This window comes from Streptomyces sp. NPDC044921 (genome assembly GCF_056432865.1).
Genome location: NZ_JBWKIF010000001.1, coordinates 536,665 through 560,049 on the forward strand (window position 1 = coordinate 536,665; position 23,385 = coordinate 560,049).

The following is a 23,385-nucleotide window of genomic DNA, read 5'->3' on the forward strand; positions in this document are numbered from 1 at the left end:
ACGGAATGCCGCACGGCCAGCGAAGGCGCCACGGAACGGTCTGCATACACTGACCGGCCGAAAGACAGTTCGGCCGGTCCCGGCAGGAAGCAGAGACGACACGTGACAGAAGCGATCCTCCTGGTCGGCGGCAAGGGCACCCGGCTGCGCCCGCTCACGGTGCACACGCCCAAGCCCATGGTCCCGGCGGCCGGGGTGCCCTTCCTCACGCACCAGCTGGCGAGAGCGAGAGCGGCGGGCGTCGAGCACATCGTCCTGGCCACGTCCTACCTGGCCGAGGTCTTCGAGCCGTACTTCGGGGACGGGTCCGCACTCGGGCTCCACCTGGAGTACGTGACGGAGGAGGAGCCGCTCGGCACCGGCGGCGCCATCCGCAACGTCGCCTCCCGGCTGCGCTCGGGACCGGACGACCCGGTCCTGATCTTCAACGGCGACATCCTGACGGGCCTGGACATCCGGGCCCTGGTCGACACCCACGAGTCGACCGGCGCGGACGTCTCCCTGCACCTGACGAAGGTGACGGACCCGCGCGCGTACGGCCTGGTCCCCACCGACGACACGGGCAGGGTGCTGGCGTTCCTGGAGAAGCCGCAGACGCCCGAGGAGATCGTCACCGACCAGATCAACGCGGGGGCCTACGTCTTCCGCCGCTCGGTCATCGACACCATCCCGCCGGGCCGGCCGGTGTCGGTGGAACGGGAGACGTTCCCCGGCCTCCTGTCGGCCGGGGCCCACCTCCAGGGCATGGTCGACTCGACGTACTGGCTCGACCTGGGCACCCCGGCGGCCTTCGTGCGCGGCTCGGCGGACCTGGTCCTCGGCAGGGCCCCGTCCCCCGCGGTCCCGGGCCGCTGCGGCGACCGGCTGGTCCTGCCGACGGCGACGGTCGCGGCGGACGCGAAGCTGGCGGGCGGCACGGTCGTGGGCGAGGGCGCGTTCGTCGCCGAGGGCGCCCGGGTCTTCGGCAGCACGATCCTGCCGGGCGCGGTCATCGAACCCGGCGCGGTCATCACCGACTCCCTCATCGGCACCCGGGCCCGCGTCGGCGAACGCTCGGTCCTCACGGGCACCGTCATCGGCGACGGCGCGGTGGTCGGCCCCGACAACGAGCTCCGGGACGGCGCCCGCATATGGTGCGACGCCCGCATCCCGGCGGGAGCGGTCCGCTTCTCCTCGGACCAGTAGAGGGCCGCCCGCCGCGGAACCCCCGGCCAGGGCGCCGACGCCGGGCACCGGTCATCGGGCAGGCCCTCAGATCTGCCCGATGTCCCACCGCGGCATCTTCGGCGCCCTGCGCCCCGGCACCCGCCCACTCAGCAGGATCAGCCGGGCCGCCCGGTGCCGCTGCCCCGCGTACGGCTCCAGCAGCTCCAGCATCACGGAGTCGTCCGCGTCCCGGTCCCCGGCCAGCGCCCACCCGACGATCCCCGGCAGATGCAGATCCCCGACCGTCACCTCGTCCGCCGCGCCGTGGCTGCGCTGCACCGTCTCCGCCGACGTCCACGGACCCACCCCGGGCACGAGCTCCAGCCGTGCCCGGGCCGCCACCGGATCCATCCGCACGGCCTCCTCCAGCCGCGCGGCGACCCGGACGGCCCGCAGGATCGTCGACGCCCGCTTGTCGTCGACCCCGGCCCGGTGCCACTCCCAGGAGGGGATCAGCGCCCAGGTGCGCGGCGCCGGCATGACGTACATCCGCCCAGGCGCGGGACCCGGCGCCGGCTCCCCGTAGGCGCGCACCAGCAACCGCCACGCCCGGTACGCCTCGTCGGTGGTGACCTTCTGCTCCAGGATCGACGGGATCAGCGACTCCAGCACCAGCCCGCTCCGCGTCAGCCGCAGCCCCGGCCGCCGGTGCCGCGTCATCGCCAGCAGCCGGTGCCGGGGAACGAACGCCGACGGATCGTCGGCCGCCCCGAGCAGCTCCGGCAGCCGCTCCAGCAGCCACTCCCCGCCGGGCCCCCAGGCCTCCCCGCGGACCCGGCCACCGGCCGCGGAGACCCGGAGCGTCCCGGGCCCGGCCGGTGTCAGGGCGGCCCGCCACACGGACCCGTCCGGCATCGCCCGGAACGTCGGGTCCCCGGGCCCTCGCCGCAACGGCCCGAGCACCAGCCCGAGGTCCAGCGGCCCGTCCGGCACCCACTCGCGCACCCGCCCCGGCCCGGCCGCCTGCCGCGGCACGCCGCCGCCCGCGACCCGCCCGCCGCGCACCGGCAGGGCGGTACCTCCCACGCCCTTCGGGCTGTGGGGGAGCGTGGGTCTGGGGGCGAAGCGTCCTGCCATGAATGAGATTCCCTGGATGACCGAGTGGGGCCCTACGAGGGTAGGCCCGGGCCGGTGCCTGTCACCGCACCTCGATGAACGCCCCCGCGTCCCGCTCCGGCCGGGGCCGCGGTTCCTCCGCCGGATGTCCGACCGCCACCGCGCCCATGGGGTCCCAGTCCGCGGGCAGACCCAGCACCTCGCGCACCACGTCCCGGCAGAACATCGTCGAGGACACCCATGCCGAACCCAGCCGCTCCCCGGCCAGCGCCACCAGGAAGTTCTGCACGCCGGCGCCCGCGGCGACGACGAACATCTCCCGCTCGGCGCCGTCCCGCCGCGCGTCCCCGTACGTGTGCGAGCCGTCCATGACCAGGCAGGGGACGACGAGGTAGGGCGCGTTGCGCAGGACGTCACCGCGCCGCACCCGCTTGGCGATCGACTCCTCCGTCCTGCCGTCCCGCCGCAGATCGGCGATCCAGGCCTCCCGCATCGCGTCCAGCAGCCGCGTCCGCGACCGCTGCGACTCCAGCAGCACGAACCGCCACGGCGTGGTGTGGTGCGGGGCCGGCGCGGTCACGGCCGCGGCCACGGCCCGCCGCACCGCACCGGGGTCGACGGGCTCGTCCGTGAAGGACCGGACCGTGCGCCGCTGGGTCACCGCCAGCCGCACGGCCTCCGACGTGCCGAGGCGGAACATGTCGTCGCGGGCGCCGCGCACCAGGGCGCGCGCCCCTTCCGCGCCGTCGTCCTCCGTCACGACGTGGGGCAGTCCGCGCACCACCGCGACGGGAAGCCTTGCGGCCTTGCCCTTGACGAGGTCGCCGGCGGCGGCGAGTTCGTCGGCCGTGGCGACGACGGTGGCGCTGAGCGGGTTGCCGTGGGCGTCCGTGCCCCCGCGCAGGTCGTCGAGCACGCGCACTCCGGCGGCACCGATCGCCACGTCCGTCAGCCCGGCGCGCCAGGGCCGCCCAAAGGTGTCGGTCACGACGACCCCGACGTCGACGCCGAGGGCGTCCCGCAGGCCCTCGCGGACGGCGCGGGCGGACGCGTCCGGGTCCTCGGGCAGCAACAGCACCGTGCCCGCGGGGGTGTTGGAGGCGTCGACCCCGGCCGCGGCCATGACCAGGCCCTGCCGGTTCTCCACGATCCGCAGGCTGCCCCGGCGGGCGACCACCCGGACCGTCTCGGCGTCGATGGCGGCCTCCCGGTCCGCCGCCCGGACGATCCGCCCCTCCGCCTTGGACACGATCTTCGACGTCACCAGCAGGACGTCCCCGTCGGCCAGCCCGGGCTCGGCGGCCGCTATCAGCTTGGCCAGATCGTCCCCGGCGGTCACCTCGGGCAGCCCGTCCACGGCCCACACGCGGTACCCGCCGGCGTTCGGCTCGCCGCCGCTCACGCGCCGCGCACCTCCTCCGCCAGGTCCAGTGCCTCCCGGGCCATCCGCGCGGTCGCGTCGGCGCCGGACATCATCAGCGGCACGGCCCGGCAGCGGATCCCGGCCGCCTCGACCCGCTCGACCGCGCCCGCGTCGACCGTGTCGACGAGCCAGCCGTCCAGCAGGCCCGAGCCGTAGTGCTCGGCCACCGCCGCCGCGGTCGACTCCACGCCCACGGCGGCCAGCACCTTGTCGGCCATGCCCCGCACGGGGGCGTCGCCGACGATGGGGGACAGGCCCACCACCGGCACCCCGGCGTCGGCGATCGCCTCCCGGATGCCGGGCACCGCGAGGATCGTGCCGATCGACACCACCGGGTTGGACGGCGGGAACAGGATCACGTCCGCCTCGGCGATGGCCTCCAGGACGCCCGGCGCGGGATTCGCCTGGTCGGCACCGACCGGCACGACCGCCTGCGCGGGCACCGAGGCGCGCAGCCGCACCCAGTACTCCTGGAAGTGGATCGCCTTGCGCTCGCCGTCGAGCTCGACCGCCACATGCGTCTCGACCCGGTCGTCGGTCATGGGGATCAGCCGCACGCCCGGCTGCCACCGGTCGCACAGGGCCTCCGTCACCGCGCTCAGCGGATACCCGGCGCCGATCATCTGGGTCCGCACGATGTGCGTGGCGAAGTCCCGGTCGCCGAGCCCGAACCACTCGGGCCCGACGCCGTACGCCCCGAGCTCCTCCTTCAGGTGGAAGGTCTCGTCGGCCCGGCCCCAGCCCTGCTCCTCGTTGATGCCGCCGCCGAGCGTGTACATCACCGTGTCGAGGTCCGGGCAGACCTTCAGCCCGAAGAGGTGGATGTCGTCCCCGGTGTTGCCGATGACCGTGATGTCCGCGTCGGGCACGGCCCGCTTCAGACCACGCAGGAACCGGGCACCACCGATGCCGCCTGCCAGAACCACAATGCGCATGGGAGCCAGTCTTGCAGGCGCCCGCGACAACCGGTGACCGGCTGTGGACAACGGGCCGACGCGACGGCGACCGGCGCGGGCACCGGGCCGACGCGACGGCGACCGGCGCGGGCACCGGCCGGCATCGAGCCGGCCGGCCCGGGGCGAGCGTCAGGCGCCGACCGTGTCCGGCTCGGTGCGGGCCTCGCAGTGCGGGGCCGTGTGCATCGGCATCTCCGTCAGGCCCGGGTAGTACACGTGCAGACTCACCGCCGGCTCCAGTGCGTCGTTCACCACCTCGTGCACGTACCCCGGCGCGAACACGCGCTGCGCGCCCGCCCGCAAGGCGCGTGTGCCCCGCTCCGTGCGCTCGGTCAGCGTGCCGTCCAGCACGGTCAGCACCCCGGAGGAGCGGCCGTGGTCGTGCAGTCCGCTGCCCTGCCCGGGCACCCACGACAGCAACCACACCTCGTAGCCCGGGCCGCTGCGCAGCCGGTGGTACCAGCGGCTGGTCGCGTCGTAGCGGACGAGGTGCTCCCACTGGGAGCGGTCGTCGGCGAGGGCGCGGGCGAGGCCGGCGAACTCGGCGACCGTGGAGGGATGCTCGCGCGGGGCCTGGAGCAGGTGGGTGACCTCGAGGATGTCGCCGGCGATCTGGAGGTCGCTGTCGCTGTTCATGGGTGTGGTGGTTCCTCAGTGAAAAAGAAGGTCAGAGGGAACGGCGGCCGGGAGACGGGTGGCCCGGCCTTCAGCTGGAGCGGGTGGGGCTCAACAGCTGGAACAGCAACAGCTACAGCGAGCCCGGGCAGCACCGAAGGACCCGGCGGTGCGGGTCGTGGTGAGTGCCAAGTTCGCGAGCATGCCCACAAGGACACCGGTTCACACCCGCACTGTCAACTCGACACCCGGTATGTGGGATGAGGTTCACCTCATCCGGTCGATCACTCAGATGAAAGGTTTGTTCAGGGCCGGTCCGGGACACATGGCGTCCATCCGGGCGGACAAACCCCGTTGCGCACTCGTGATCCGACTGTGATCCGGTTCGCTTCGTGGGGCGCGTCGGAACGGGATCGAACTCCTGGGCGTCCTTCTTCGTAGAGGTCTGCGAGGGGTCCGGCGGACGGTGTGAGCCCTTCGGGGCTCCATCAGTGTGTCAGGTTTTATGGTGATTTGAACACTTTCCGCATGGGCTTGGTTCCGCAGAGTGAATAAGGGGCTCAATAGCAGATCTCGGCTTGACTCGCCCGGAGCAGCACACTTGTAATTTCACTCGTGTCGTTCAGCCGGAATCGGTAACGGCTAGATCACGGGGACGCGAAAGACAGACGAGGGGCGCACATGACCGAGACGGTGCAGCAACTGCTGGTCGACGACGCGGACGAGGAACTCGGCTGGCAGGAGCGCGCACTGTGCGCCCAGACCGACCCCGAGTCCTTCTTCCCCGAGAAGGGCGGCTCGACCCGGGAGGCCAAGAAGGTCTGCCTCGCCTGCGAGGTCCGCTCCGAGTGCCTCGAGTACGCCCTCGCCAACGACGAGCGCTTCGGCATCTGGGGCGGCCTGTCCGAGCGGGAGCGCCGCCGGCTGAAGAAGGCGGCCGTCTGACCCGGCCCCAGTGTGCACGGCCCGTCGCAGGTGGAGTTGTCCACAGGCGGCGGGCCCCCTTGTTGCGCAGCCGATAGTGTGGGCGCTCGTCCGAGACGCCACGCGGCCCCCACCGGTCGCGGGCGTCCACCGCAGTCCACCGAACCGGGGCCCGTACCTCGATGTCCGTGCACAGCCACCCGGCAGCTCATCACGACAGCGCTGCCACACCTGAGTTCCCGCGCCATGTGGTGACCGCGGTCCTCGTCTCCCACGACGGCGCCCGCTGGCTGCCCGACGCGCTCGCCGGGCTGCTCGGCCAGGAGCGGCCCGTCCAGTACGCGGTGGGAGCCGACACCGGCAGCGCGGACGACTCCGCCCAGCTGGTCACCGACGCCCTCGGCGCCGACCGCGTGCTGCACCTGGCCCGCCGCACGGGCTTCGGCCAGGCCGTCGAGGAGTGCGACCGCACGGCGCCGCACCTCACCCCGGAGGAACTGCCCTACCTGAAGCGGCCCAGCGGCTGGGACCCGGTCACGCGCTCGTGGCGCGACGACGCCTACGACCTGCCCGAGCTCCCGCACGGCGAGCCGGTCCAGTGGCTGTGGCTGCTGCACGACGACTGCGCCCCCGAGCCCGACGCCCTGGCCCAGCTGCTGCGGGTCGTGGACAACGAGTACGAGCTGGGCCGCGAGGACGTCGCCGTCGTCGGCCCCAAGCTGCGCGGCTGGTACGACCGGCGCCAGCTGCTGGAGGTCGGCGTCACCATCGCCGACTCCGGCCGCCGCTGGACCGGCCTGGACCGCCGCGAGCAGGACCAGGGCCAGCACGACCACGTCCGGCCCGTGCTGTCGGTGTCCACCGCCGGCATGCTGATCCGCCGCGACGTGTTCGAGGAGCTCGGCGGCTTCGACCGGCACCTGCCCCTCATGCGTGACGACGTCGACCTGTGCTGGCGCGCCCACGCGGCCGGTTACCGCGTCCTCGTCGCGCCCGAGGCGGTCGTCCGGCACGCCGAGGCGGCCTCCCGCGAGCGCCGCACGGTGGACTGCGTGGGCCGCACGGCCGCCTCCCCGCACAAGGTCGACAAGGCGGGCGCCGTCTACACCCTGCTCGTCAACTCCCGTACGGCCGCGCTCCCCTGGGTGCTGCTGCGGATCGTGCTGGGCACCCTGCTGCGCACCGTCGCCTACCTCGTGGGCAAGGTGCCCGGGCAGGCCGTCGACGAGATCCGCGGCCTGATGGGCACGCTGCTGCGGCCCGAGCGGATCCTGGCCGGGCGGCGCGGCCGAGGCGCCCCCCGGATCGACAAGGACGAGCTGCGCCAGCTGTTCCCGCCGCCCGGCGCGACCATCCGGGCCACCGTCGAGCAGGTCGCCGGCAACCTGGTGGGCCGCTCCGACCCCGAAGTCACCTCCGGCGCCGGCCGACACGGCGGAGCGGTCGAGTCGGGCCCGGGCGGCGACGACGCCGACTTCCTGGAGATCGAGCAGTTCGCCCGGCTCAAGCGCATCGCGCGCAAGCCCGGCCCAGTGCTCTTCCTGGTGCTGCTGGTGGTCTCCCTGGTCGCCTGCCGCGCGCTCCTCGGCGGCGGTGCCCTCGCGGGCGGCGCGCTGCTGCCCGCACCGGCCGACTCCGCCGAGCTGTGGGCGCGTTACCTGGACGCCTGGCACCCGGTGGGCACCGGCGGCACCTCCGCCGCGCCCCCGTACGTGGCGATCGTGGCGATGCTCGCGTCCCTGCTGTTCGGCTCGACCGGCCTCGCCGTCACGCTCCTGCTCATCGGCTCGGTGCCCCTGGCCGGCCTCACCGCGTACTTCGCCTCCCGCCCCCTGGTCCAGTCCCGGCTGCTGCGCGCCTGGGCGGCCGTGGTCTACGCGTTCCTGCCCGCCGCCACCGGCGCCCTCGCCGGAGGCCGCATCGGCACGGCCGTGCTGGCCGTGCTGCTGCCGCTCCTGGCCCGCGCGGGCATCGCCGCGAGCGGCCTGGCCAACCCCCAAGGCACGCGCGGCAGCTGGCGCGCCACCTGGGCGTACGCCCTGCTGCTGACCGTCACCACGGCCTTCACGCCGATCGTGTGGCCCATCGCGCTGCTGCTCGGCGTCGGCGTGCTGGCGCTGCGCCGGTCCGACCTCCCGGCCTACGGGCTGCGGTTCCTCGCCCAGCTCGGCACGCCGCTGCTGGTCCTCGCGCCGTGGTCGCTGACGCTGCTGCCGTTCGGCTTCGTCCGGGAAGCCGGCCTGGAGTACGGCCCCTCGGCGGCTTCCGCCCTCGACCTGCTCGGCGCCAGCCCGGGCGGCCCCGGCACCGTCAGCGGCCTCATGCTCCTCGGTGTCGTGCTGGCCGCGCTCGCCGCCCTGCTCCGCTCGGAACGCCAGGCGGGCATCCGGACCGCCTGGGCGGTCGCCCTGACCGGCTTCGTCTTCGCGGTCCTGTCCAACGGCACCGCCTGGGCCGGCCCCGCGACCCTCGTCTACGGCATCGCCCTTCTCGCGGCCGCCGCGCTCGGCGCCGACGGGGCACGCGCGCGGGTGGCCGAGCAGAGCTTCGGCTGGCGCCAGCCGGTCGCCGCCCTGATCGCCTTCGCCTCGGCCGCCGGACCGCTGCTGATCGCCGCCGGCTGGATGATCCGCGGCGCCGACGGACCGCTGGAGCGGCGCGACCCCGTCCAGGTCCCCGCGTTCGTCGCCGAGGAGAGCGGCACCCGCGACCAGGCCCGCACCCTCGTCCTCGACAGCGACTCCGGCGCCCACGTCCGCTACGTGCTGGTGCGCGGCTCCGGCGCCCGCCTCGGCGACGGCGAGATCGCCGCGGCCGACGGCGAGAACCGCAGGCTCGACAAGGTCGTCGCCAACCTGGTCGCCGGCTCCGGCGCCGACCAGGCCGACCAGCTCGGCGGCTTCGCCGTGCGCTACGTCCTCGTCCACCAGGGCACGCCCCGCGAGATCACCCGCGTCCTGGACGCCACGCCCGGCCTGACCCGGCTGAGCCAGCAGAGCGGCGGCGCGCTGTGGCGGGTCGACCGCGAGGTCGCGCGCGCCACGATCGTGACCGCCTCCGGCCCGGGCACGCCCCAGCCGGTCGCCGCGGGCCCCGTCGAGATCCACACCACGATCCCCACCGGTGCCGGCGGGCGCGTGCTGCGCCTCGCCGACACCGCCTCCGACGCCTGGACCGCGACCCTCGACGGCAAGCCGCTGACCCCCACCACGGTCGACGGCTGGGCCCAGGGCTTCGAACTCCCCGCGTCGGGCGGCAGGCTGGACGTCACCTACGACGACCCGATCGGCCATACCGCCTGGCTGTGGACCCAGGGCGCGCTCGCCCTCGTCCTGGTCGTGCTCGCCCTGCCCGGCCGGCGCCGCGACGTCGACGACGACCTGCCCGAGGAGGCCGCCGTCCCCGCCCAGGCGACCGCCGGCGAGGGCCGCCGCGCCCGCCGCCTGCGCGCCCAGGCGGAGGCCGAGGCGGACGGCGCACCCGCGCCCGAGGAGTCCCCGCAGTTCCCGTCGCCGCAGTCCGGGCAGCCCCCGGCGAGCGTCCCCCAGCAGAACCACGGCCAGTGGGACGCCGCCGGCTACCCGGGCGGCGAGTACGCCGGCTACGGCGACCCGTACCAGAACGCCCCCTACCCGGCCGACGCCTACGGGCAGCAGCAGTACCAGGCGGATCCGTACCAGGGCGCCCAGTACGACCCGTACGCGTACGGCGGCGGTCCCCAGACCCCGCCCTACGACCAGCAGGCCTACGACCAGGCCTACACCCAGGGCTACGGCACGCCGTACGACCCGGCGCAGCAGCACCACCCCCACGGCACGGGCAGTGAGCGTCCCGACGGGAGCCAGCAGTGAACCGCACCACCCTGTCCCTCATCGCGGGCACCACCGCGCTCGCGGCCGTCACCGGCTTCGCCGTGCTGTCCCAGCCGGACCCGCCGGTCGCGCAGGCCACGGCCGGGGCGGCCGCCCAACTGCCCGTGGAGCGCACCAGCCTGCTGTGCCCCGCGCCCAGCACCTCCGACATCGCGGAGACGTCCTACACGTCCTTCACGCCCGTCACGAAGGGCGCCGGCAGCGGCGGCAAGGCCGGGCTCCGCGCGGCCGCCCGGCAGTCGGCGGACGGACCGGCAACCGGCGAGGACGGCGACTCCGGCGCCAAGCGGGGCGCGAAGCAGCCCGACAAGCCCGTGCTGACCCCCGGGGAGCCCGGCAAGCCCGTCACCGGCGACAGTTCCGGCTCCGAGGCGCCCGCCCTGGTCGGCACCGCGGACGGCCGCTTCGCACCCGGCTGGACCGTCCAGGAGACCACCGAGGTCGCCGCGGGGACCGGTCGCGGCCTGCAGGGCGTCAACTGCACGGCACCCGACACGGACTTCTGGTTCCCGGGCGTGAGCACGGCGGCCGACCGCACCGACTACATCCACCTGACGAACCCCGACGACTCGGCCGCCGTGGTCGACATCGAGCTCTTCGGCAAGGACGGCGCCCTGAAGTCGGCGGTGGGGGAGGGCCTCACGGTCCAGCCGCACTCCAGCGAGCCGGTGCTGCTGTCCACCCTGACCGACGAGGAGCAGCCCGGCCTCACCGTGCACGTCAACGTGCGCAGCGGGCGGGTCGGCGCGGCCGTGCAGGCCCTGGACGACAAGATCGGCGGCGACTGGCTGCCCGCGTCCGCCGACCCCGCCGGCAGCCTGGTCCTGCCCGGCATCCCCAAGGACGCCACCTCCGTGCGTCTGGTCGCCTTCACCCCCGGCGACGCCGACGCGGACCTCAAGGTGCGCCTGGCCTCCCCGTCCGGCCTGATCACCCCGGCCGGTCACGAGACCGTGCACGTCAAGGGCGGCATGACGACCGCCGTCGACCTCGGCGACGTCACCCGCGGCGAGGCCGGCTCCCTGGTGCTGACGCCGACGGGCCGGTCCGTGCCGGTGGTGGCGGCCGTGCAGGTGGTGCGCGGCAAGGACGGCAAGCAGGAGTCGGCGTTCATCCCGGCCGGGCGCCCCGTGGGCACGCGCGCGACGTCCGCCGGCAACAGCGCCGAGGGCAGCACGCTGTCCCTCACCGCCCCCGGGCACGCGGCCACCGTCAAGGTCACCGCCTCGGCGGGCAGCGAGGGCGGCACGCCGGTGTCGAAGACGTACACGATCAAGGCCGGCACGACCCAGGACATCGAGCCCCCGGTCCCCGCCGGCCTGAAGGGCACGTACGCGCTCACCGTCGAGCCGGTCTCCGGGGGCCCGGTCTACGGCGCCCGCACCCTGGCGGCGACGGAGGACGGCGTCCCGGCGTTCACCGTGCAGACCCTCCCCGACGACCGGGGGACGGTGGCCGTCCCGGAGGCGGACGAGGACCTTTCGGTGCTGCAGAAGTAGCCCCGCGGGGCCGTTCAGCCCTGGTCCTCGCCGTAGCGCGGGTCGACGGTCTCCGGGGTGAGCCCGAGCAGCTCGGCGACCTGTTCGACGACGACCTCGTGCACCAGCGCGGCCCGCTCGTCGCGGCCCTTGGTGCGGATCTCGACCGGGCGCCGGTAGATCACCACGCGCGCGGGGCGCCCGTCGCGCGCGGTGATCGTGCCGCCGAGCGGGACCGCCTCGTCGTTCCAGGCCTGGCCGGGCCCGTCGAGCCGCGGCACCTCCAATACCAGGAAATCGATGTCGGCGAGCTGCGGCCACCGCCGCTCCAGGCGTTCCACGGAGTCCTGCACCAGGTCCGCGAACGCCTCCGCGCGGCTGGCGGCGAGCGGCACCTGCGGGGGTGCGATCGGGCCGCGCATGCCCCGGCCGTGACGATCACGGCGGCGGGGCCCGGGGGCGGCGGCACGGGGCGTTACGGGCTTGTCCATCACTGGTGAAGGGTAGTCCCCGCCGCGCCCCCGCGCCCGGCACCGCACGGCGGCGCGGACCGCTTCCGGCCGACCCGCCCGGCGTGTCGTCACATGACCATTCAAGCCAAGGTTGGGCTCGATTCCATATCCCGCCGAGACCGGCGACCTCACGGTAAATGAGGGTTTTGTGACGACTCTTGACCGCTTGCGGGGCGGTCCGACATCTCGCGCGAGAGTGTCCGGGCAGGTCAGGAAGGTGCCCCCGAAGGGGGTGTGGGGTGTTTCACGCCACGACACGGTGGAGTGACCTGGTGGAGAGTCGTCGCGGCCCGCTCAAGAGTGCGGTACCGTCCAACGTCGTGAGCCCTGTACGTCGCTGTTCGCGCACCGCCTGCGGCCGTCCCGCCGTCGCGACGCTGACGTACGTCTACGCCGACTCGACCGCGGTCCTCGGCCCGCTCGCCACCTACGCCGAACCCCACTGCTACGACCTGTGCGCCGAGCACTCCGAGCGCCTCACCGCCCCGCGCGGCTGGGAGGTCGTCCGGCTGCTCGACGGGTCGGCCCCGGCCCGCCCGAGCGGTGACGACCTCGAAGCGCTCGCCAATGCCGTGCGCGAGGCGGCCCGCCCCCAGGAGCGGGCGGCCGGAGCCGGTGGCGGCGGCCGCGCCGCCGACCCGATGGAGGTCGCCCGGCGCGGACACCTCCGGGTCCTGCGGTCGCCCGACAACTGACCCGGCTTCCCGGCCCGCCCGCTCCCCGCTTTCTCGCACTCTCCACGCGCCCCTTCGACGCCGCCTCGGCGCGGACCTGACCATCCCGTGGCGAGGTCGCGCGAGACCCGCCGCGCACGGTGCTGACCCGGAGCCTGGGCCTGCCGCCGGTGATGAGCCCGATCGTGATCGGCCGGAACACCCCCGTGCCGGGCCGGAAGCCGCCCTGACCTCGACGTCACGCCTGTGCGTCGACTCGGCGACCGCCCGGCGGCCCGAGCGGGGGTGCGGGTAGTTTGGACCGACCGATAGGACTTTCCAGGAAGAGGCGGGGCGTGGCTGCTGATCTGTCGCAGGTCGTCAAGGCGTACGACGTACGCGGGGTCGTCCCCGACCAGTGGGACGCGTCCCTGGCCGAGCTCTTCGGGGCGGCCTTCGTGGAGGTCACCGGCGCGAGCGCGATCGCCACCGGGCACGACATGCGGCCCTCCTCGCCCGGCCTGTCACGGGCCTTCGCACGCGGGGCCGCCGCCCGGGGCGCCGACGTGACGGAGATCGGCCTGTGCTCGACGGACCAGCTCTACTACGCCTCGGGCGCGCTGGACCTGCCCGGCGCCATGTTCACCGCCTCGCACAACCCGGCGCAGTACAACGGCATCAAGATGTGCCGCGCGGGCGCCGCCCCCGTCGGCCAGGACACCGGCCTCGCCCAGATCCGCGAACTGGTCGAGCGCTGGAGCGACTCGGGCGCCCCCGAGCCCGCCGCGAGGACGGGCACGATCAGCGCCCGCGACACGTTGTCCGACTACGCGGCCCACCTGCGCTCGCTGGTCGACCTGACCTCCATCCGCCCCCTGAAGGTCGTCGTCGACGCGGGCAACGGCATGGGCGGGCACACCGTCCCCGAGGTCTTCGCCGGCCTGCCCCTGACCCTGGTGCCGATGTACTTCGAGCTGGACGGCACCTTCCCCAACCACGAGGCCAACCCCCTCGACCCGGCCAACCTCGTCGACCTGCGCAAGCGGGTCCGCGAGGAGGGCGCCGACCTGGGCCTGGCCTTCGACGGCGACGCCGACCGCTGCTTCGTCGTCGACGAGCGCGGCGAGCCCGTCTCCCCGTCGGCCATCACCGCCCTGGTCGCCGCCCGCGAACTGGCCCGGCACGGCGGCAAGGGCACGATCATCCACAACCTGATCACGTCCTGGTCGGTCCCCGAGGTGGTGAAGGAGCACGGCGGCACCCCGGTGCGCACCCGCGTCGGCCACTCCTTCATCAAGGCCGAGATGGCCCGCAGCGGCGCGATCTTCGGCGGCGAGCACTCCGCCCACTACTACTTCCGCGACTTCTGGAACGCCGACACGGGCATGCTGGCCGCCCTGCACGTCCTCGCCGCCCTCGGCGGCCAGCAGGGCACCCTGTCCGCCCTCGTCGCCGCCTACGACCGCTACACCGGCTCCGGCGAGATCAACTCCACGGTCGCCGACCAGCAGGCCAGCCTCGCCGCGATCCGCACGGCGTACGAGGGCCGCGACGGCATCGCCCTCGACGGCCTCGACGGCCTCACCGTCTCCGCCGCCGACTGGTGGTTCAACGTCCGCCCGTCGAACACCGAGCCCCTGCTGCGGCTGAACGCGGAGGCGAGGGACGCGGCCACGATGGCCCGCGTGCGGGACGAGGTACTGGCGATCATCAGGGGCTGAGGCCCCGGCCCCACCGGCGGTAACCTGACCAGGCACGACCCTCCCGCACTCGAAGGAACCCCTCATGCCCCTGGAATCCGGCCTCCTGGAGATCCTCGCCTGCCCGGCCTGCCACGCCCCCCTCGCGGAGCAGGACACCGAGCTGATCTGCACCGACGCCCAGTGCGGCCTCGCCTACCCGGTGCGCGACGGCATCCCCGTCCTCCTCGTCGACGAGGCACGCCGCCCCGCGTAGCCGGCACGTCGCACCGCCCGGGCGCACATACCTCCAGGGCCTCGCGGGCACCGACGTAGCACGACATCCGCACCACGGACCCCGGCCACCGGAGGCTGCCGCTCATGCTCGACGAATCGCTGCTCGACTCCCCGGAGGGCCTCGCCGAGGCCGACCACCGCGGCCTGCTCCGCGGCGCCGCGGAAGCCGGTGCCCGGGTGCGCACGGCCGCCCGCCACTCGGCCGAGGCCGGCGTCAACGACCTCAAGCCCGACGGCCGGCCCCGCGCCGTCCTCATCGCCGGCCCCGGCGCCGCCGCCACGCACACGGCCGACCTCCTCGGCACGCTCGCCGGCGCCGGCAGCCCGGTCACCCGCCTCGCCCCCACCGGCGTCGCCCCCGCAGCGGGCGCCCTGCGCTGGGAACTGCCCGGCTGGGCCGGCTCGGTCGACCTCCTGCTGATCACCACCCCCGACGGCACCGAACCGGGTCTGTCCCTCCTCGCCGAACAGGCCTACCGCCGCGGCTGCACCGTCGTCGCCGTGGCCCCGAGCCGCTCCCCGCTCGCCGACGCCGTGAACGGCTCGCACGGCCTGTTCGTCCCCATGGCGACCGCCCCCTACGACCAGGAGGAGCCGTTCGCCGCGTCCGCGCCCGGCGTGCTGTGGGCCCTGCTCACCCCGCTCCTCGCGCTGCTGGACCGCACCGGGGTGCTCGTCGCCCCGCCGGACGCCCTCGGCAAGGTCGCCGACCGCCTCGACCGCGTGGCCGAACGCTGCGGCCCCGCCATCGCCACCTACAGCAACCCCGCCAAGACCCTGGCCGCCGAACTCGCCGACGCGCTCCCCATCGTGTGGACCGAGGGCGTCTCCGCCGGCCCCGCGGGCCGTCGGTTCGCCGCCGCGCTCGCCGAACTGTCCGGCACCCCCGCGGTCGTCGCCGAACTCCCCGAGGCCCTCGCCGCGCACAGCGCCCTGCTCGCCGGCCCGCTGGCCGCCAGCGCCGACCCCGACGACTTCTTCCGCGACCGCGTCGAGGAACCCCCGGCCCTGCACGCGCGCGTGGTGCTCCTGCGCGACCGCCCCATCGGCGGCCTGACCGCCGCCCCCGGCGCCCGCGACCTCGCCCTGAGCCACGACACCCCGATCAGCGAACTGGAACCGGAGGAGGGCGGCGAGCTGGAGACCCTCGCGGAACTGATCGCCATCACGGATTTCGCCGCGGTTTACCTGGCGCTCGCTTCCAGGGCCTGATCTTGCCCGGGACACCCTGACGCGCCCGCCCGCACACCCAGAGAGAACTCCATGGACCGCCTCGACAACACCATCCGCCCCTACGCCTGGGGCTCCCCGACCGCCATCCCGCAGCTGCTGGGCGTCGAACCGACCGGTGAGCCGCAGGCGGAGATGTGGATGGGCGCCCACCCCGGCGCGCCCTCGCGCACCGAGCGGGGCACGCTCGTCGAGGTCATCGACGCCGACCCCGAGAAGGAACTCGGACCGGCCGCCGTCGCCCGGTTCGGCCCCCGCCTGCCCTTCCTCCTCAAGCTCCTCGCCGCCGGTGCCCCGCTCTCCCTCCAGGTCCACCCCGACCTCGCGCAGGCCCAGGAGGGCTACGCGGACGAGGAGCGCCGCGGCATCCCCGTCGACGCCCCGCACCGCAACTACAAGGACGCCAACCACAAGCCCGAACTGATCTGCGCCCTCACCGCCTTCGACGGACTGTGCGGCTTCCGCGCCCCGGTGGAGGCCGCCGGCCTGCTCGACGACCTCGGCGTCGACTCCCTCAAGCCCTACGTCGACCTGCTCCACGCCCACCCCGAGGACGCCGCCCTGCGCGAGGTCCTCACCGCGATCCTCACCGCCGACCGCGAGGAGATGTCCCGCACGGTCGAGGAGGCGGCCGCCGCCTGCGACCGCCTCGGCGGCGCCTACGCCCCCTACGCCGACATCGCCCACCACTACCCCGGCGACCCCGGCGTCATCGCCGCGATGCTGCTCAACCACGTCCGGCTCCAGCCCGGCGAGGCCCTCTACCTCGGCGCCGGCGTCCCGCACGCCTACCTCAGCGGCCTCGGCGTCGAGATCATGGCCAACTCCGACAACGTCCTGCGCTGCGGACTGACCCCCAAGCACGTCGACGTCCCCGAACTGCTGCGCGTCGTCCGCTTCCACGCCGCCGACCCGGGCGTCCTGCGCCCCGAGGCCGCCCCCGACGGCGAGGAGGTCTACGAGACGCCCATCGACGAGTTCCGCCTCTCCCGCTACGTGCTGCCCGAGGTCGGCACCACCCATCACCTCACCCGCCCGACCCCGCAGATCCTGCTCTGCACGGCCGGCGCGGTCCGCGCCGGCGCACACGACCTGACGCCCGGCGCTTCGGTCTTCGTCCCGGCCGGAGAAAAGGCCGAAGTGTCCGGAACGGGAACACTTTTCCGCGCCACCGTCATCGCCTGACCGTTTCGACGCCCCCCGTGCTGGTGACCTGAGACACCGCGGCCGCAACGGGCTGCAACAATGGCCCACCGTCAAGCACGGGCAAAGCCCACGGACGCCGCACACGGCGGCGTCCCGGCCCCGGAACACACGGCGTACGAAGGGACAACGCGAACATATGAGCGCGTCAGGCGGCACCAAGGCGATCGTCGCGGCACTGGTCGCGAACCTCGCGATCGCGGTAGCGAAGTTCGTGGCGTTCATCTTCAGCAACTCGTCGTCGATGCTCGCCGAGTCCGTGCACTCGCTCGCCGACTCCGGCAACCAGGCACTGCTCCTGCTCGGCGGCAAGAAGGCCAAGCGCGAGGCCACCCCGCAACATCCCTTCGGCTACGGCCGCGAGCGCTACATCTACGCCTTCCTCGTCTCCATCGTCCTCTTCTCGGTCGGTGGCATGTTCGCCCTCTACGAGGGCTACGAGAAGATCAAGCACCCGCACGAGCTGACGCACTGGTACTGGCCGGTCGGCGTCCTGGTCTTCGCGATCATCGCCGAGACCTTCTCCTTCCGCACGGCCATCAAGGAGTCCAACCTCCTGCGCGGCAAGCGCTCCTGGAAGGAGTTCGTCCGCCACGCCAAGGCCCCCGAGCTCCCCGTCGTCCTCCTGGAGGACCTCGGCGCCCTCGTCGGCCTGATCCTCGCCCTCGCCGGCGTCAGCCTCGCCCTGCTCACCGGCGACAGCGTCTGGGACGGCATCGGCACCCTCTGCATCGGTGTCCTGCTCATCCTGATCGCCCTGGTCCTCGCCGCCGAGACCAAGTCGCTCCTGCTCGGCGAGTCCGCCGGCGCCGAGGAGGCCCAGAAGATCGAGGCCGCCGTCGTCGACGGCGACACCGTCACCCGCATCATCCACATGCGCACACTCCACCTCGGCCCCGAGGAGCTCCTCGTCGCCGCCAAGATCGCCGTCCGGCACGACGACACGGCCACCGAGATCGCCTCCGCCATCGACGCCGCCGAGGCCCGCATCCGCGAGGCCGTCCCCATCGCCCGGGTGATCTACCTCGAACCGGACATCTACAGCGAGACCGAAGCCGCCAAGGGCCCCGACCCCGAGGCCTCCCCCGGAGGCCCGGACCCCGCGGCCCACTGACCCCGCACCTCGCGCCCACGGGGCCCGCCGGACCACCCGGCGGGCCCCGTCGCCGTCCCCGTCACATGATCGGCTCGATGTGTTCGCGGACGGACTGGGGTTCGCCCCCGCCCCCGGTGTAGCTTGGGACGGAGCCAGACGTCGCTGCTGATGGCGGTCGGGCGGTCCCACCGGGGACCGGCCGAGGGAGAGAGGGCCTCCGACGGACTGCGCTGCGCGTACGCGGGCATGCCTGTGTCCTCTTTCGGGCACCCCTGTGTCCGCCGCCGCGCAGACCAGCCGTACCCACCTCGACCCAACCCCGAGGAGCAGCTCGCAATGACGACTGTCGAGAACCGACAGGACTTCAAGGTCGCCGATCTCTCCCTGGCCGACTTCGGCCGCAAGGAGATCACCCTCGCCGAGCACGAGATGCCCGGCCTGATGGCGATCCGCAAGGAGTACGCCGAGGCGCAGCCCCTCGCCGGGGCCCGCGTCACCGGCTCCCTGCACATGACCGTGCAGACCGCCGTCCTCATCGAGACCCTGGTCGCTCTCGGCGCCCAGGTCCGCTGGGCCTCCTGCAACATCTTCTCCACCCAGGACCACGCCGCCGCGGCCATCGCCGTCGGCCCGAACGGCACGGTGGACAACCCGCAGGGCGTCCCGGTCTTCGCCTGGAAAGGCGAGACCCTGGAGGAGTACTGGTGGTGCACCGAGCAGGCCCTGACCTGGCCGGACAGCCCCACCGGCGGCCCCAACATGATCCTCGACGACGGTGGTGACGCCACCCTCCTCGTCCACAAGGGCGTCGAGTACGAGAAGGACGGCAAGGTCCCCTCGCCCGACACCGCCGAGTCCGACGAGCACCGCGTCATCCTGGAGCTGCTGACCCGCACCCTGGGCGAGAACCCCCAGAAGTGGACCCAGCTGGCCTCCGAGATCCGCGGTGTCACCGAGGAGACCACGACCGGCGTCCACCGCCTGTACGAGATGCAGCGCGACGGCACCCTCCTGTTCCCGGCGATCAACGTCAACGACGCCGTCACCAAGTCGAAGTTCGACAACAAGTACGGCTGCCGCCACTCGCTGATCGACGGCATCAACCGCGCCACCGACGTCCTCATCGGCGGCAAGACCGCGGTCGTCTGCGGCTACGGCGACGTCGGCAAGGGCTGCGCGGAGTCCCTGCGCGGACAGGGCGCCCGCGTGATCGTCACCGAGATCGACCCGATCTGCGCCCTCCAGGCCGCGATGGACGGCTACCAGGTCACGACCCTCGACGAGGTCGTCGACAAGGCCGACATCTTCATCACCACGACCGGCAACAAGGACATCATCATGGCCTCGGACATGGCCAAGATGAAGCACCAGGCCATCGTCGGCAACATCGGCCACTTCGACAACGAGATCGACATGGCCGGCCTCGCCAAGATCCCCGGCATCGTCAAGGACGAGGTCAAGCCGCAGGTCCACACCTGGACCTTCCCCGACGGCAAGGTGATCATCGTCCTGTCCGAGGGCCGCCTGCTGAACCTGGGCAACGCCACCGGCCACCCGTCGTTCGTGATGTCCAACTCCTTCGCGGACCAGACGCTGGCCCAGATCGAGCTGTTCACCAAGCCCGACGAGTACCCGACCGGCGTCTACGTGCTGCCCAAGCACCTCGACGAGAAGGTCGCCCGCCTCCACCTGGACGCGCTCGGCGTGAAGCTGACCACGCTCCGCCCCGAGCAGGCCGAGTACATCGGCGTGAAGGTCGAGGGCCCGTACAAGCCGGACCACTACCGCTACTGAGCTCAGCAGCACCGCTGCCGGTCGGTCAGCCACCGGCCGGATCCGCAGCAGGCCCCCCGCACCCCCGTGCCGGGGGGCCTGCCCCGTTTCCGGCCGGCCGGCGACCGGCCCGGCCCGTCAGGACCCAGGACCCCCATGCCCCGCGGCCGTTATTCGCTCCACGATCCGCACGATCACACCCCCCTCGCAGAAGAACACTTCCAGTGCGCCCCCGGCCCCTCCGGCTGGCGCTACGTATCCCGGCTGACCACCCCCGCGGGCGATCACCACGGCTCCGTCGACCTCACCCTGGACGAACTCGGCCGTCCCCTCCGCCTCGAACTCCACGCCGCCGCCTGGCAGGTCCGCGGCGCCGCCCTCGACGGCGTCACCTGGGTCCGCACCGACCCCACCGGAACCGACGCCACCGAAGGCAATGTGCGCGCCCACGCCTTCACCGGCACCTCCCCGGCGTTCCTCGTCGCCACAGCCCGTCTCCTGCGCCTCACCCCCTCCGCCGCCACCCGCGTACGCCTCGTCGCCTTCACGGATCCGGTCCTCGCCCCGCGCACCGTGGACCAGTCGTGGACCTTGCTGAAAAGAGAAGCACACGCCACTGACAACGGCCCTCTGACCGTGGACGAATACCAGGTCACAGCCCTGGACACCGGCGAACAGCACGCCGTGCACATCGCAGGCGACGTCGTGCTCGCCGCCCCCGGCATCGAGCTCGAGGACCTGGACTCCCCGCCGTCGCGGTTCAGCTGAGCGCAAGACCGGGCCCTGCACCAGGACAGCGGCACGCACAGGCCGGCGGCGGCAGAGCGGAAAGGCCGGCACGAACAGGCCGGCGGCAGCCGACTAGGCCGGCGGCACGAACCCGCTGCCCGGCCGCTTCCCGCCCGGCACTCCGGGCGACGAGCCGGGCCGACCTCCGCGGCTCGCCGGTTCGGGACCGTCCCCGGTGGGCACGGCAGGAGACCCCGCGACAGCCTCGGGGGAACCCGTCGGCGGCGCCGGAACAGCCGTACCCGAACCGCTCCCGAAAGCCCGCCGGGCCTCCCGCGCCTGCCGCTCCTGCACGACGGCTGCCAGATAGGCCGCCGGCGGCACCCCCTGCGGCACCGGAGTCCCGGTACGACCCGCGAGATCGGACGCCAGCCGTTCCGCCATCGACCAGCCCACCTGCGGATCCAGCTGCTGCATCCGCGTCAGGTACTGCCGCACGGCCAGCCACAACCCGTCCGGCACCGCCGACAGGTCGAGCTGCGAGAACCGCCCCGCCAGCCACGGCGGAGGAGGCGGCACGAAACCGGTCCGCGCGACCGGGATCCGCTCCCGTACGACGAGAGTCCCCGCGAACACGTCCCCCAGCCGCCGCCCGCGCGCCGACACGAACGAGGCGATACAGGCGACGACCCCGAAGGTCATCAGGATCTCGATCACCCCGATCAGACCACGCACCAGCGCATGCCGGAACCGGATCGGCCCGCCGTCGTCACGCACCACCCGCAGTCCGCACGCCATCTTCCCGAGCGACCGCCCATGGCTGAGCGTCTCCACCGCGATCGGCAAGCCCACCAGCACCAGCACGAACGACGCGATCGACAACGCCGTCTGCGCCGCCTCGTCCAGCGAAGCGGTGGACACGACCAGGGCGATGGTCACCGCGACGTAGACCGCCATGGCCGCCACCAGATCGAGCAGCACGGCCAGCGCCCTGCTGGGCAGCCTCGCGGGGCGCAGCTCCAACGCCACAGCCTCGCCCGTCACCAGCTCACTCACGCCCGCCGTCCTTCCCCTGCCCTGCCCCCGACAGGGCCAGTCTGCCAAGCTGAGGGCGCATCGCGCCGCAGTACGACAAGCTGATCCACGACGAGCCGCCGACGAACAGCCGAGGAGCAGGCACACCGATGGACCTCGACGTCTTCGTCTCCGCCCACCGAGCGGAGTGGGACCGCCTCGAAGCCCTGCTCCGCCGCCAGCGCCGCCTCAGCGGCGCGGAGGCCGACGAACTCGTCACCCTGTACCAACGCACCGCCACGCATCTCTCCCTGATCCAGTCCAGCGCCCCCGACCCCCAGCTGACCGGCCGGCTCAGCCAACTGGTGGCACGCGCGCGCAGCGCCGTGACAGGCACCCGACGCGCCTCGTGGCGCGACGTCACCCGCTTCCTCGCCCACGGTTTCCCCGCCGCCGTCTACAAGTCGCGCCGCTGGTGGGTCCCGACGGCGCTGCTCTCCACGGCCGTCGCGGCCCTCCTGGGCTGGTGGATCGGCACCCACCCCGAAGTGCAGGCCTCGATCGCGGCCCCCAGCGAACTGCGCGAGCTGACCCGTCCGGGCGGCCAGTACGAGACGTACTACTCGAGCCACCCGGCGGCCAGCTTCGCGGCCCAGGTGTGGACGAACAACGCCTGGGCCGCCGCCCTCTGCCTGATCCTGGGGGTGTTCCTGGGACTGCCGGTCCTCTGGATCCTCTTCCAGAACATGCTCAACCTCGGTATCGGCTTCGGCCTGATGTCCTCCGCCGGCCGCCTCGACACCTTCCTCGGCCTGGTCCTCCCGCACGGCCTGCTCGAACTGACCGCGGTCTTCGTCGCGGCCGGCACCGGACTGCGGCTCGGCTGGACGCTCATCGACCCAGGCCCGCGCACCCGGCGCATCGCTCTCGCGGAAGAGGGCCGGGCCGCCATCGGCATGGCCATCGGCCTCGCCCTGGTCCTCTTCGTCTCCGGCGCCATCGAAGGCTTCGTCACCCCGTCCGGCCTCCCGACCTGGGCCCGCATCACCATCGGAGTCGTCGCCGAACTGGCCTTCCTGGCCTACGTCTGGATCCTGGGCGGCCGTGCGGCCCGTGCGGGGGAGACGGGCGACGTCGAGGCGGCGGAACGCAGCGCGACGGTCCCCACGGCTGCCTGATGGTCTTCCGACCACCGGATGTGCGACCACGTCCGTTCAGCTGCTAGTCTCCTCTTCGCCCCGCAGGAGCCGTTGACACGGCCCGTGTGGGGAGGTAGATTCGAACAGTTGCCTGGAGAGGGGCTCCGCCCCGGACCGGTGACCGTGGAACATCTGCCTGCTTCTTGAATCACTGATTTCAATGAAGCCTCTCCCGATGAATCGGAAATGAGCGGCCGGTCAGTCCGGTCCAAAGCTTCTGATAAAGTCGGAACCGCCGGAAAGGAAACCGCGAGAGCGGAAACCTGGAAAGCACCGAGGAAATCGGGTCGAGGAAAGATCTGATAGAGTCGGAAACGCAAGACCGAAGGGAAGCGCCCGGAGGAAAGCCCGAGAGGGTGAGTACAAAGGAAGCGACCGTTCCTTGAGAACTCAACAGCGTGCCAAAAGTCAACGCCAGATATGTTGATACCCCGTCCATCGGACAACCGATGGTCGAGGTTCCTTTGAAA

At 73.3% G+C, this 23,385-nt stretch carries 20 protein-coding genes; 13 read left to right on the plus strand and 7 right to left on the minus strand.

Annotated features, from left to right (window positions below):
- The first annotated feature begins 102 nt into the window (after positions 1–102).
- Entirely contained in the window at positions 103–1,185 is a 1,083-nt protein-coding gene (manB, locus tag AC07DA_RS02535; RefSeq protein WP_479123815.1) for a mannose-1-phosphate guanylyltransferase, read from the plus strand.
- Positions 1,186–1,251: 66 nt separating this feature from the next.
- Here manB and AC07DA_RS02540 read toward each other — a convergent pair whose 3' ends face one another.
- From AC07DA_RS02540 to AC07DA_RS02555, 4 genes are all read right to left on the minus strand, one after another.
- Entirely contained in the window at positions 1,252–2,283 is a 1,032-nt protein-coding gene (locus tag AC07DA_RS02540) for a DNA-3-methyladenine glycosylase family protein (RefSeq protein WP_479123817.1), read from the minus strand.
- A 61-nt stretch (positions 2,284–2,344) separates the two neighbouring features.
- Positions 2,345–3,664, minus strand: a complete 1,320-nt coding sequence (locus tag AC07DA_RS02545) for a coenzyme F420-0:L-glutamate ligase (protein ID WP_479123819.1) — start codon at positions 3,662–3,664, stop codon at positions 2,345–2,347.
- A complete protein-coding gene (gene cofD, locus AC07DA_RS02550) occupies positions 3,661–4,620 on the minus strand; it encodes a 2-phospho-L-lactate transferase (RefSeq protein WP_479123821.1) in 960 nt (319 codons plus the stop codon). The genes AC07DA_RS02545 and cofD overlap by 4 nt, the downstream gene beginning before the upstream one ends.
- A 150-nt stretch (positions 4,621–4,770) precedes the next feature.
- Positions 4,771–5,277: a cysteine dioxygenase gene (locus AC07DA_RS02555; RefSeq protein ID WP_479123823.1), complete on the minus strand. Its 507-nt coding sequence runs from the start codon at positions 5,275–5,277 to the stop codon at positions 4,771–4,773.
- 660 nt (positions 5,278–5,937) lie between these two features.
- Here AC07DA_RS02555 and AC07DA_RS02560 point away from each other — a divergent pair.
- The 3 genes from AC07DA_RS02560 to AC07DA_RS02570 all read left to right on the plus strand — a co-directional run bounded on the left by AC07DA_RS02560 (position 5,938) and on the right by AC07DA_RS02570 (position 11,551).
- Positions 5,938–6,201 carry a WhiB family transcriptional regulator gene (locus AC07DA_RS02560; protein ID WP_010034659.1) on the plus strand — a complete coding sequence of 88 codons (264 nt, stop codon included), beginning with the start codon at positions 5,938–5,940 and terminating at the stop codon, positions 6,199–6,201.
- A gap of 161 nt (positions 6,202–6,362) precedes the next feature.
- Positions 6,363–10,031, plus strand: coding sequence for a glycosyltransferase family 2 protein (locus AC07DA_RS02565; RefSeq protein ID WP_479123826.1), 3,669 nt, complete (start codon positions 6,363–6,365; stop codon positions 10,029–10,031).
- On the plus strand, positions 10,028–11,551 hold the full coding sequence (locus AC07DA_RS02570) for a DUF5719 family protein (RefSeq protein ID WP_479123828.1): 1,524 nt from the start codon (positions 10,028–10,030) through the stop codon (positions 11,549–11,551). The genes AC07DA_RS02565 and AC07DA_RS02570 overlap by 4 nt, the downstream gene beginning before the upstream one ends.
- A gap of 14 nt (positions 11,552–11,565) precedes the next feature.
- Here AC07DA_RS02570 and AC07DA_RS02575 read toward each other — a convergent pair whose 3' ends face one another.
- Positions 11,566–12,021: a metallopeptidase family protein gene (locus AC07DA_RS02575; protein WP_479123830.1), complete on the minus strand. Its 456-nt coding sequence runs from the start codon at positions 12,019–12,021 to the stop codon at positions 11,566–11,568.
- A gap of 293 nt (positions 12,022–12,314) precedes the next feature.
- Between AC07DA_RS02575 and AC07DA_RS02580 the strand changes: the two genes are divergently transcribed.
- The 8 genes from AC07DA_RS02580 to AC07DA_RS02615 all read left to right on the plus strand — a co-directional run bounded on the left by AC07DA_RS02580 (position 12,315) and on the right by AC07DA_RS02615 (position 20,741).
- A complete protein-coding gene (locus AC07DA_RS02580) occupies positions 12,315–12,737 on the plus strand; it encodes a DUF3499 domain-containing protein (RefSeq protein ID WP_010034669.1) in 423 nt (140 codons plus the stop codon).
- 314 nt (positions 12,738–13,051) lie between these two features.
- Complete coding sequence (locus tag AC07DA_RS02585) at positions 13,052–14,416, plus strand: phosphomannomutase/phosphoglucomutase (RefSeq protein WP_479123832.1); 1,365 nt, start codon at positions 13,052–13,054, stop codon at positions 14,414–14,416.
- Positions 14,417–14,480: 64 nt separating this feature from the next.
- Positions 14,481–14,651 carry a Trm112 family protein gene (locus AC07DA_RS02590; RefSeq protein WP_479123834.1) on the plus strand — a complete coding sequence of 57 codons (171 nt, stop codon included), beginning with the start codon at positions 14,481–14,483 and terminating at the stop codon, positions 14,649–14,651.
- Positions 14,652–14,755: 104 nt separating this feature from the next.
- The gene (locus AC07DA_RS02595; RefSeq protein WP_479123836.1) at positions 14,756–15,883 is read left to right on the plus strand and encodes an SIS domain-containing protein; all 1,128 of its coding nucleotides are present in this window, start codon (positions 14,756–14,758) and stop codon (positions 15,881–15,883) included.
- 51 nt (positions 15,884–15,934) lie between these two features.
- Positions 15,935–17,086, plus strand: coding sequence for a mannose-6-phosphate isomerase, class I (gene manA / locus AC07DA_RS02600; RefSeq protein WP_479123838.1), 1,152 nt, complete (start codon positions 15,935–15,937; stop codon positions 17,084–17,086).
- A gap of 157 nt (positions 17,087–17,243) precedes the next feature.
- Positions 17,244–18,218, plus strand: coding sequence for a cation diffusion facilitator family transporter (locus AC07DA_RS02605; protein WP_479123840.1), 975 nt, complete (start codon positions 17,244–17,246; stop codon positions 18,216–18,218).
- A 318-nt stretch (positions 18,219–18,536) separates the two neighbouring features.
- Positions 18,537–19,994, plus strand: coding sequence for an adenosylhomocysteinase (ahcY, locus tag AC07DA_RS02610; protein ID WP_479123842.1), 1,458 nt, complete (start codon positions 18,537–18,539; stop codon positions 19,992–19,994).
- 135 nt (positions 19,995–20,129) lie between these two features.
- On the plus strand, positions 20,130–20,741 hold the full coding sequence (locus tag AC07DA_RS02615; protein WP_479123844.1) for a hypothetical protein: 612 nt from the start codon (positions 20,130–20,132) through the stop codon (positions 20,739–20,741).
- Positions 20,742–20,834: 93 nt separating this feature from the next.
- Here the strand turns inward: AC07DA_RS02615 and AC07DA_RS02620 are convergent, their stop codons facing one another.
- Positions 20,835–21,758: an RDD family protein gene (locus AC07DA_RS02620; protein ID WP_479123846.1), complete on the minus strand. Its 924-nt coding sequence runs from the start codon at positions 21,756–21,758 to the stop codon at positions 20,835–20,837.
- Positions 21,759–21,886: 128 nt separating this feature from the next.
- Here AC07DA_RS02620 and AC07DA_RS02625 point away from each other — a divergent pair, with 128 nt between their 5' ends.
- Complete coding sequence (locus AC07DA_RS02625) at positions 21,887–22,894, plus strand: stage II sporulation protein M (protein WP_479123848.1); 1,008 nt, start codon at positions 21,887–21,889, stop codon at positions 22,892–22,894.
- A gap of 178 nt (positions 22,895–23,072) precedes the next feature.
- Here the strand turns inward: AC07DA_RS02625 and AC07DA_RS02630 are convergent.
- On the minus strand, positions 23,073–23,385 hold a 313-nt coding region (locus AC07DA_RS02630; RefSeq protein WP_479123850.1), incomplete at its 5' end, for a hypothetical protein.

Bases quoted from the DNA above. Each gene is read 5' to 3' on its own strand.
- AC07DA_RS02575 (WP_479123830.1), bottom strand. From the start codon at position 12,021: ATGGACAAGCCCGTAACGCCCCGTGCCGCCGCCCCCGGGCCCCGCCGC.
- AC07DA_RS02565 (WP_479123826.1), top strand. From the start codon at position 6,363: ATGTCCGTGCACAGCCACCCGGCAGCTCATCACGACAGCGCTGCCACA.
- AC07DA_RS02555 (WP_479123823.1), bottom strand. From the start codon at position 5,277: ATGAACAGCGACAGCGACCTCCAGATCGCCGGCGACATCCTCGAGGTC.
- AC07DA_RS02605 (WP_479123840.1), top strand. From the start codon at position 17,244: ATGAGCGCGTCAGGCGGCACCAAGGCGATCGTCGCGGCACTGGTCGCG.
- AC07DA_RS02615 (WP_479123844.1), top strand. From the start codon at position 20,130: ATGCCCCGCGGCCGTTATTCGCTCCACGATCCGCACGATCACACCCCC.
- ahcY (WP_479123842.1), top strand. From the start codon at position 18,537: ATGACGACTGTCGAGAACCGACAGGACTTCAAGGTCGCCGATCTCTCC.
- AC07DA_RS02590 (WP_479123834.1), top strand. From the start codon at position 14,481: ATGCCCCTGGAATCCGGCCTCCTGGAGATCCTCGCCTGCCCGGCCTGC.
- manA (WP_479123838.1), top strand. From the start codon at position 15,935: ATGGACCGCCTCGACAACACCATCCGCCCCTACGCCTGGGGCTCCCCG.
- AC07DA_RS02560 (WP_010034659.1), top strand. From the start codon at position 5,938: ATGACCGAGACGGTGCAGCAACTGCTGGTCGACGACGCGGACGAGGAA.
- AC07DA_RS02540 (WP_479123817.1), bottom strand. From the start codon at position 2,283: ATGGCAGGACGCTTCGCCCCCAGACCCACGCTCCCCCACAGCCCGAAG.
- AC07DA_RS02595 (WP_479123836.1), top strand. From the start codon at position 14,756: ATGCTCGACGAATCGCTGCTCGACTCCCCGGAGGGCCTCGCCGAGGCC.
- AC07DA_RS02625 (WP_479123848.1), top strand. From the start codon at position 21,887: ATGGACCTCGACGTCTTCGTCTCCGCCCACCGAGCGGAGTGGGACCGC.
- cofD (WP_479123821.1), bottom strand. From the start codon at position 4,620: ATGCGCATTGTGGTTCTGGCAGGCGGCATCGGTGGTGCCCGGTTCCTG.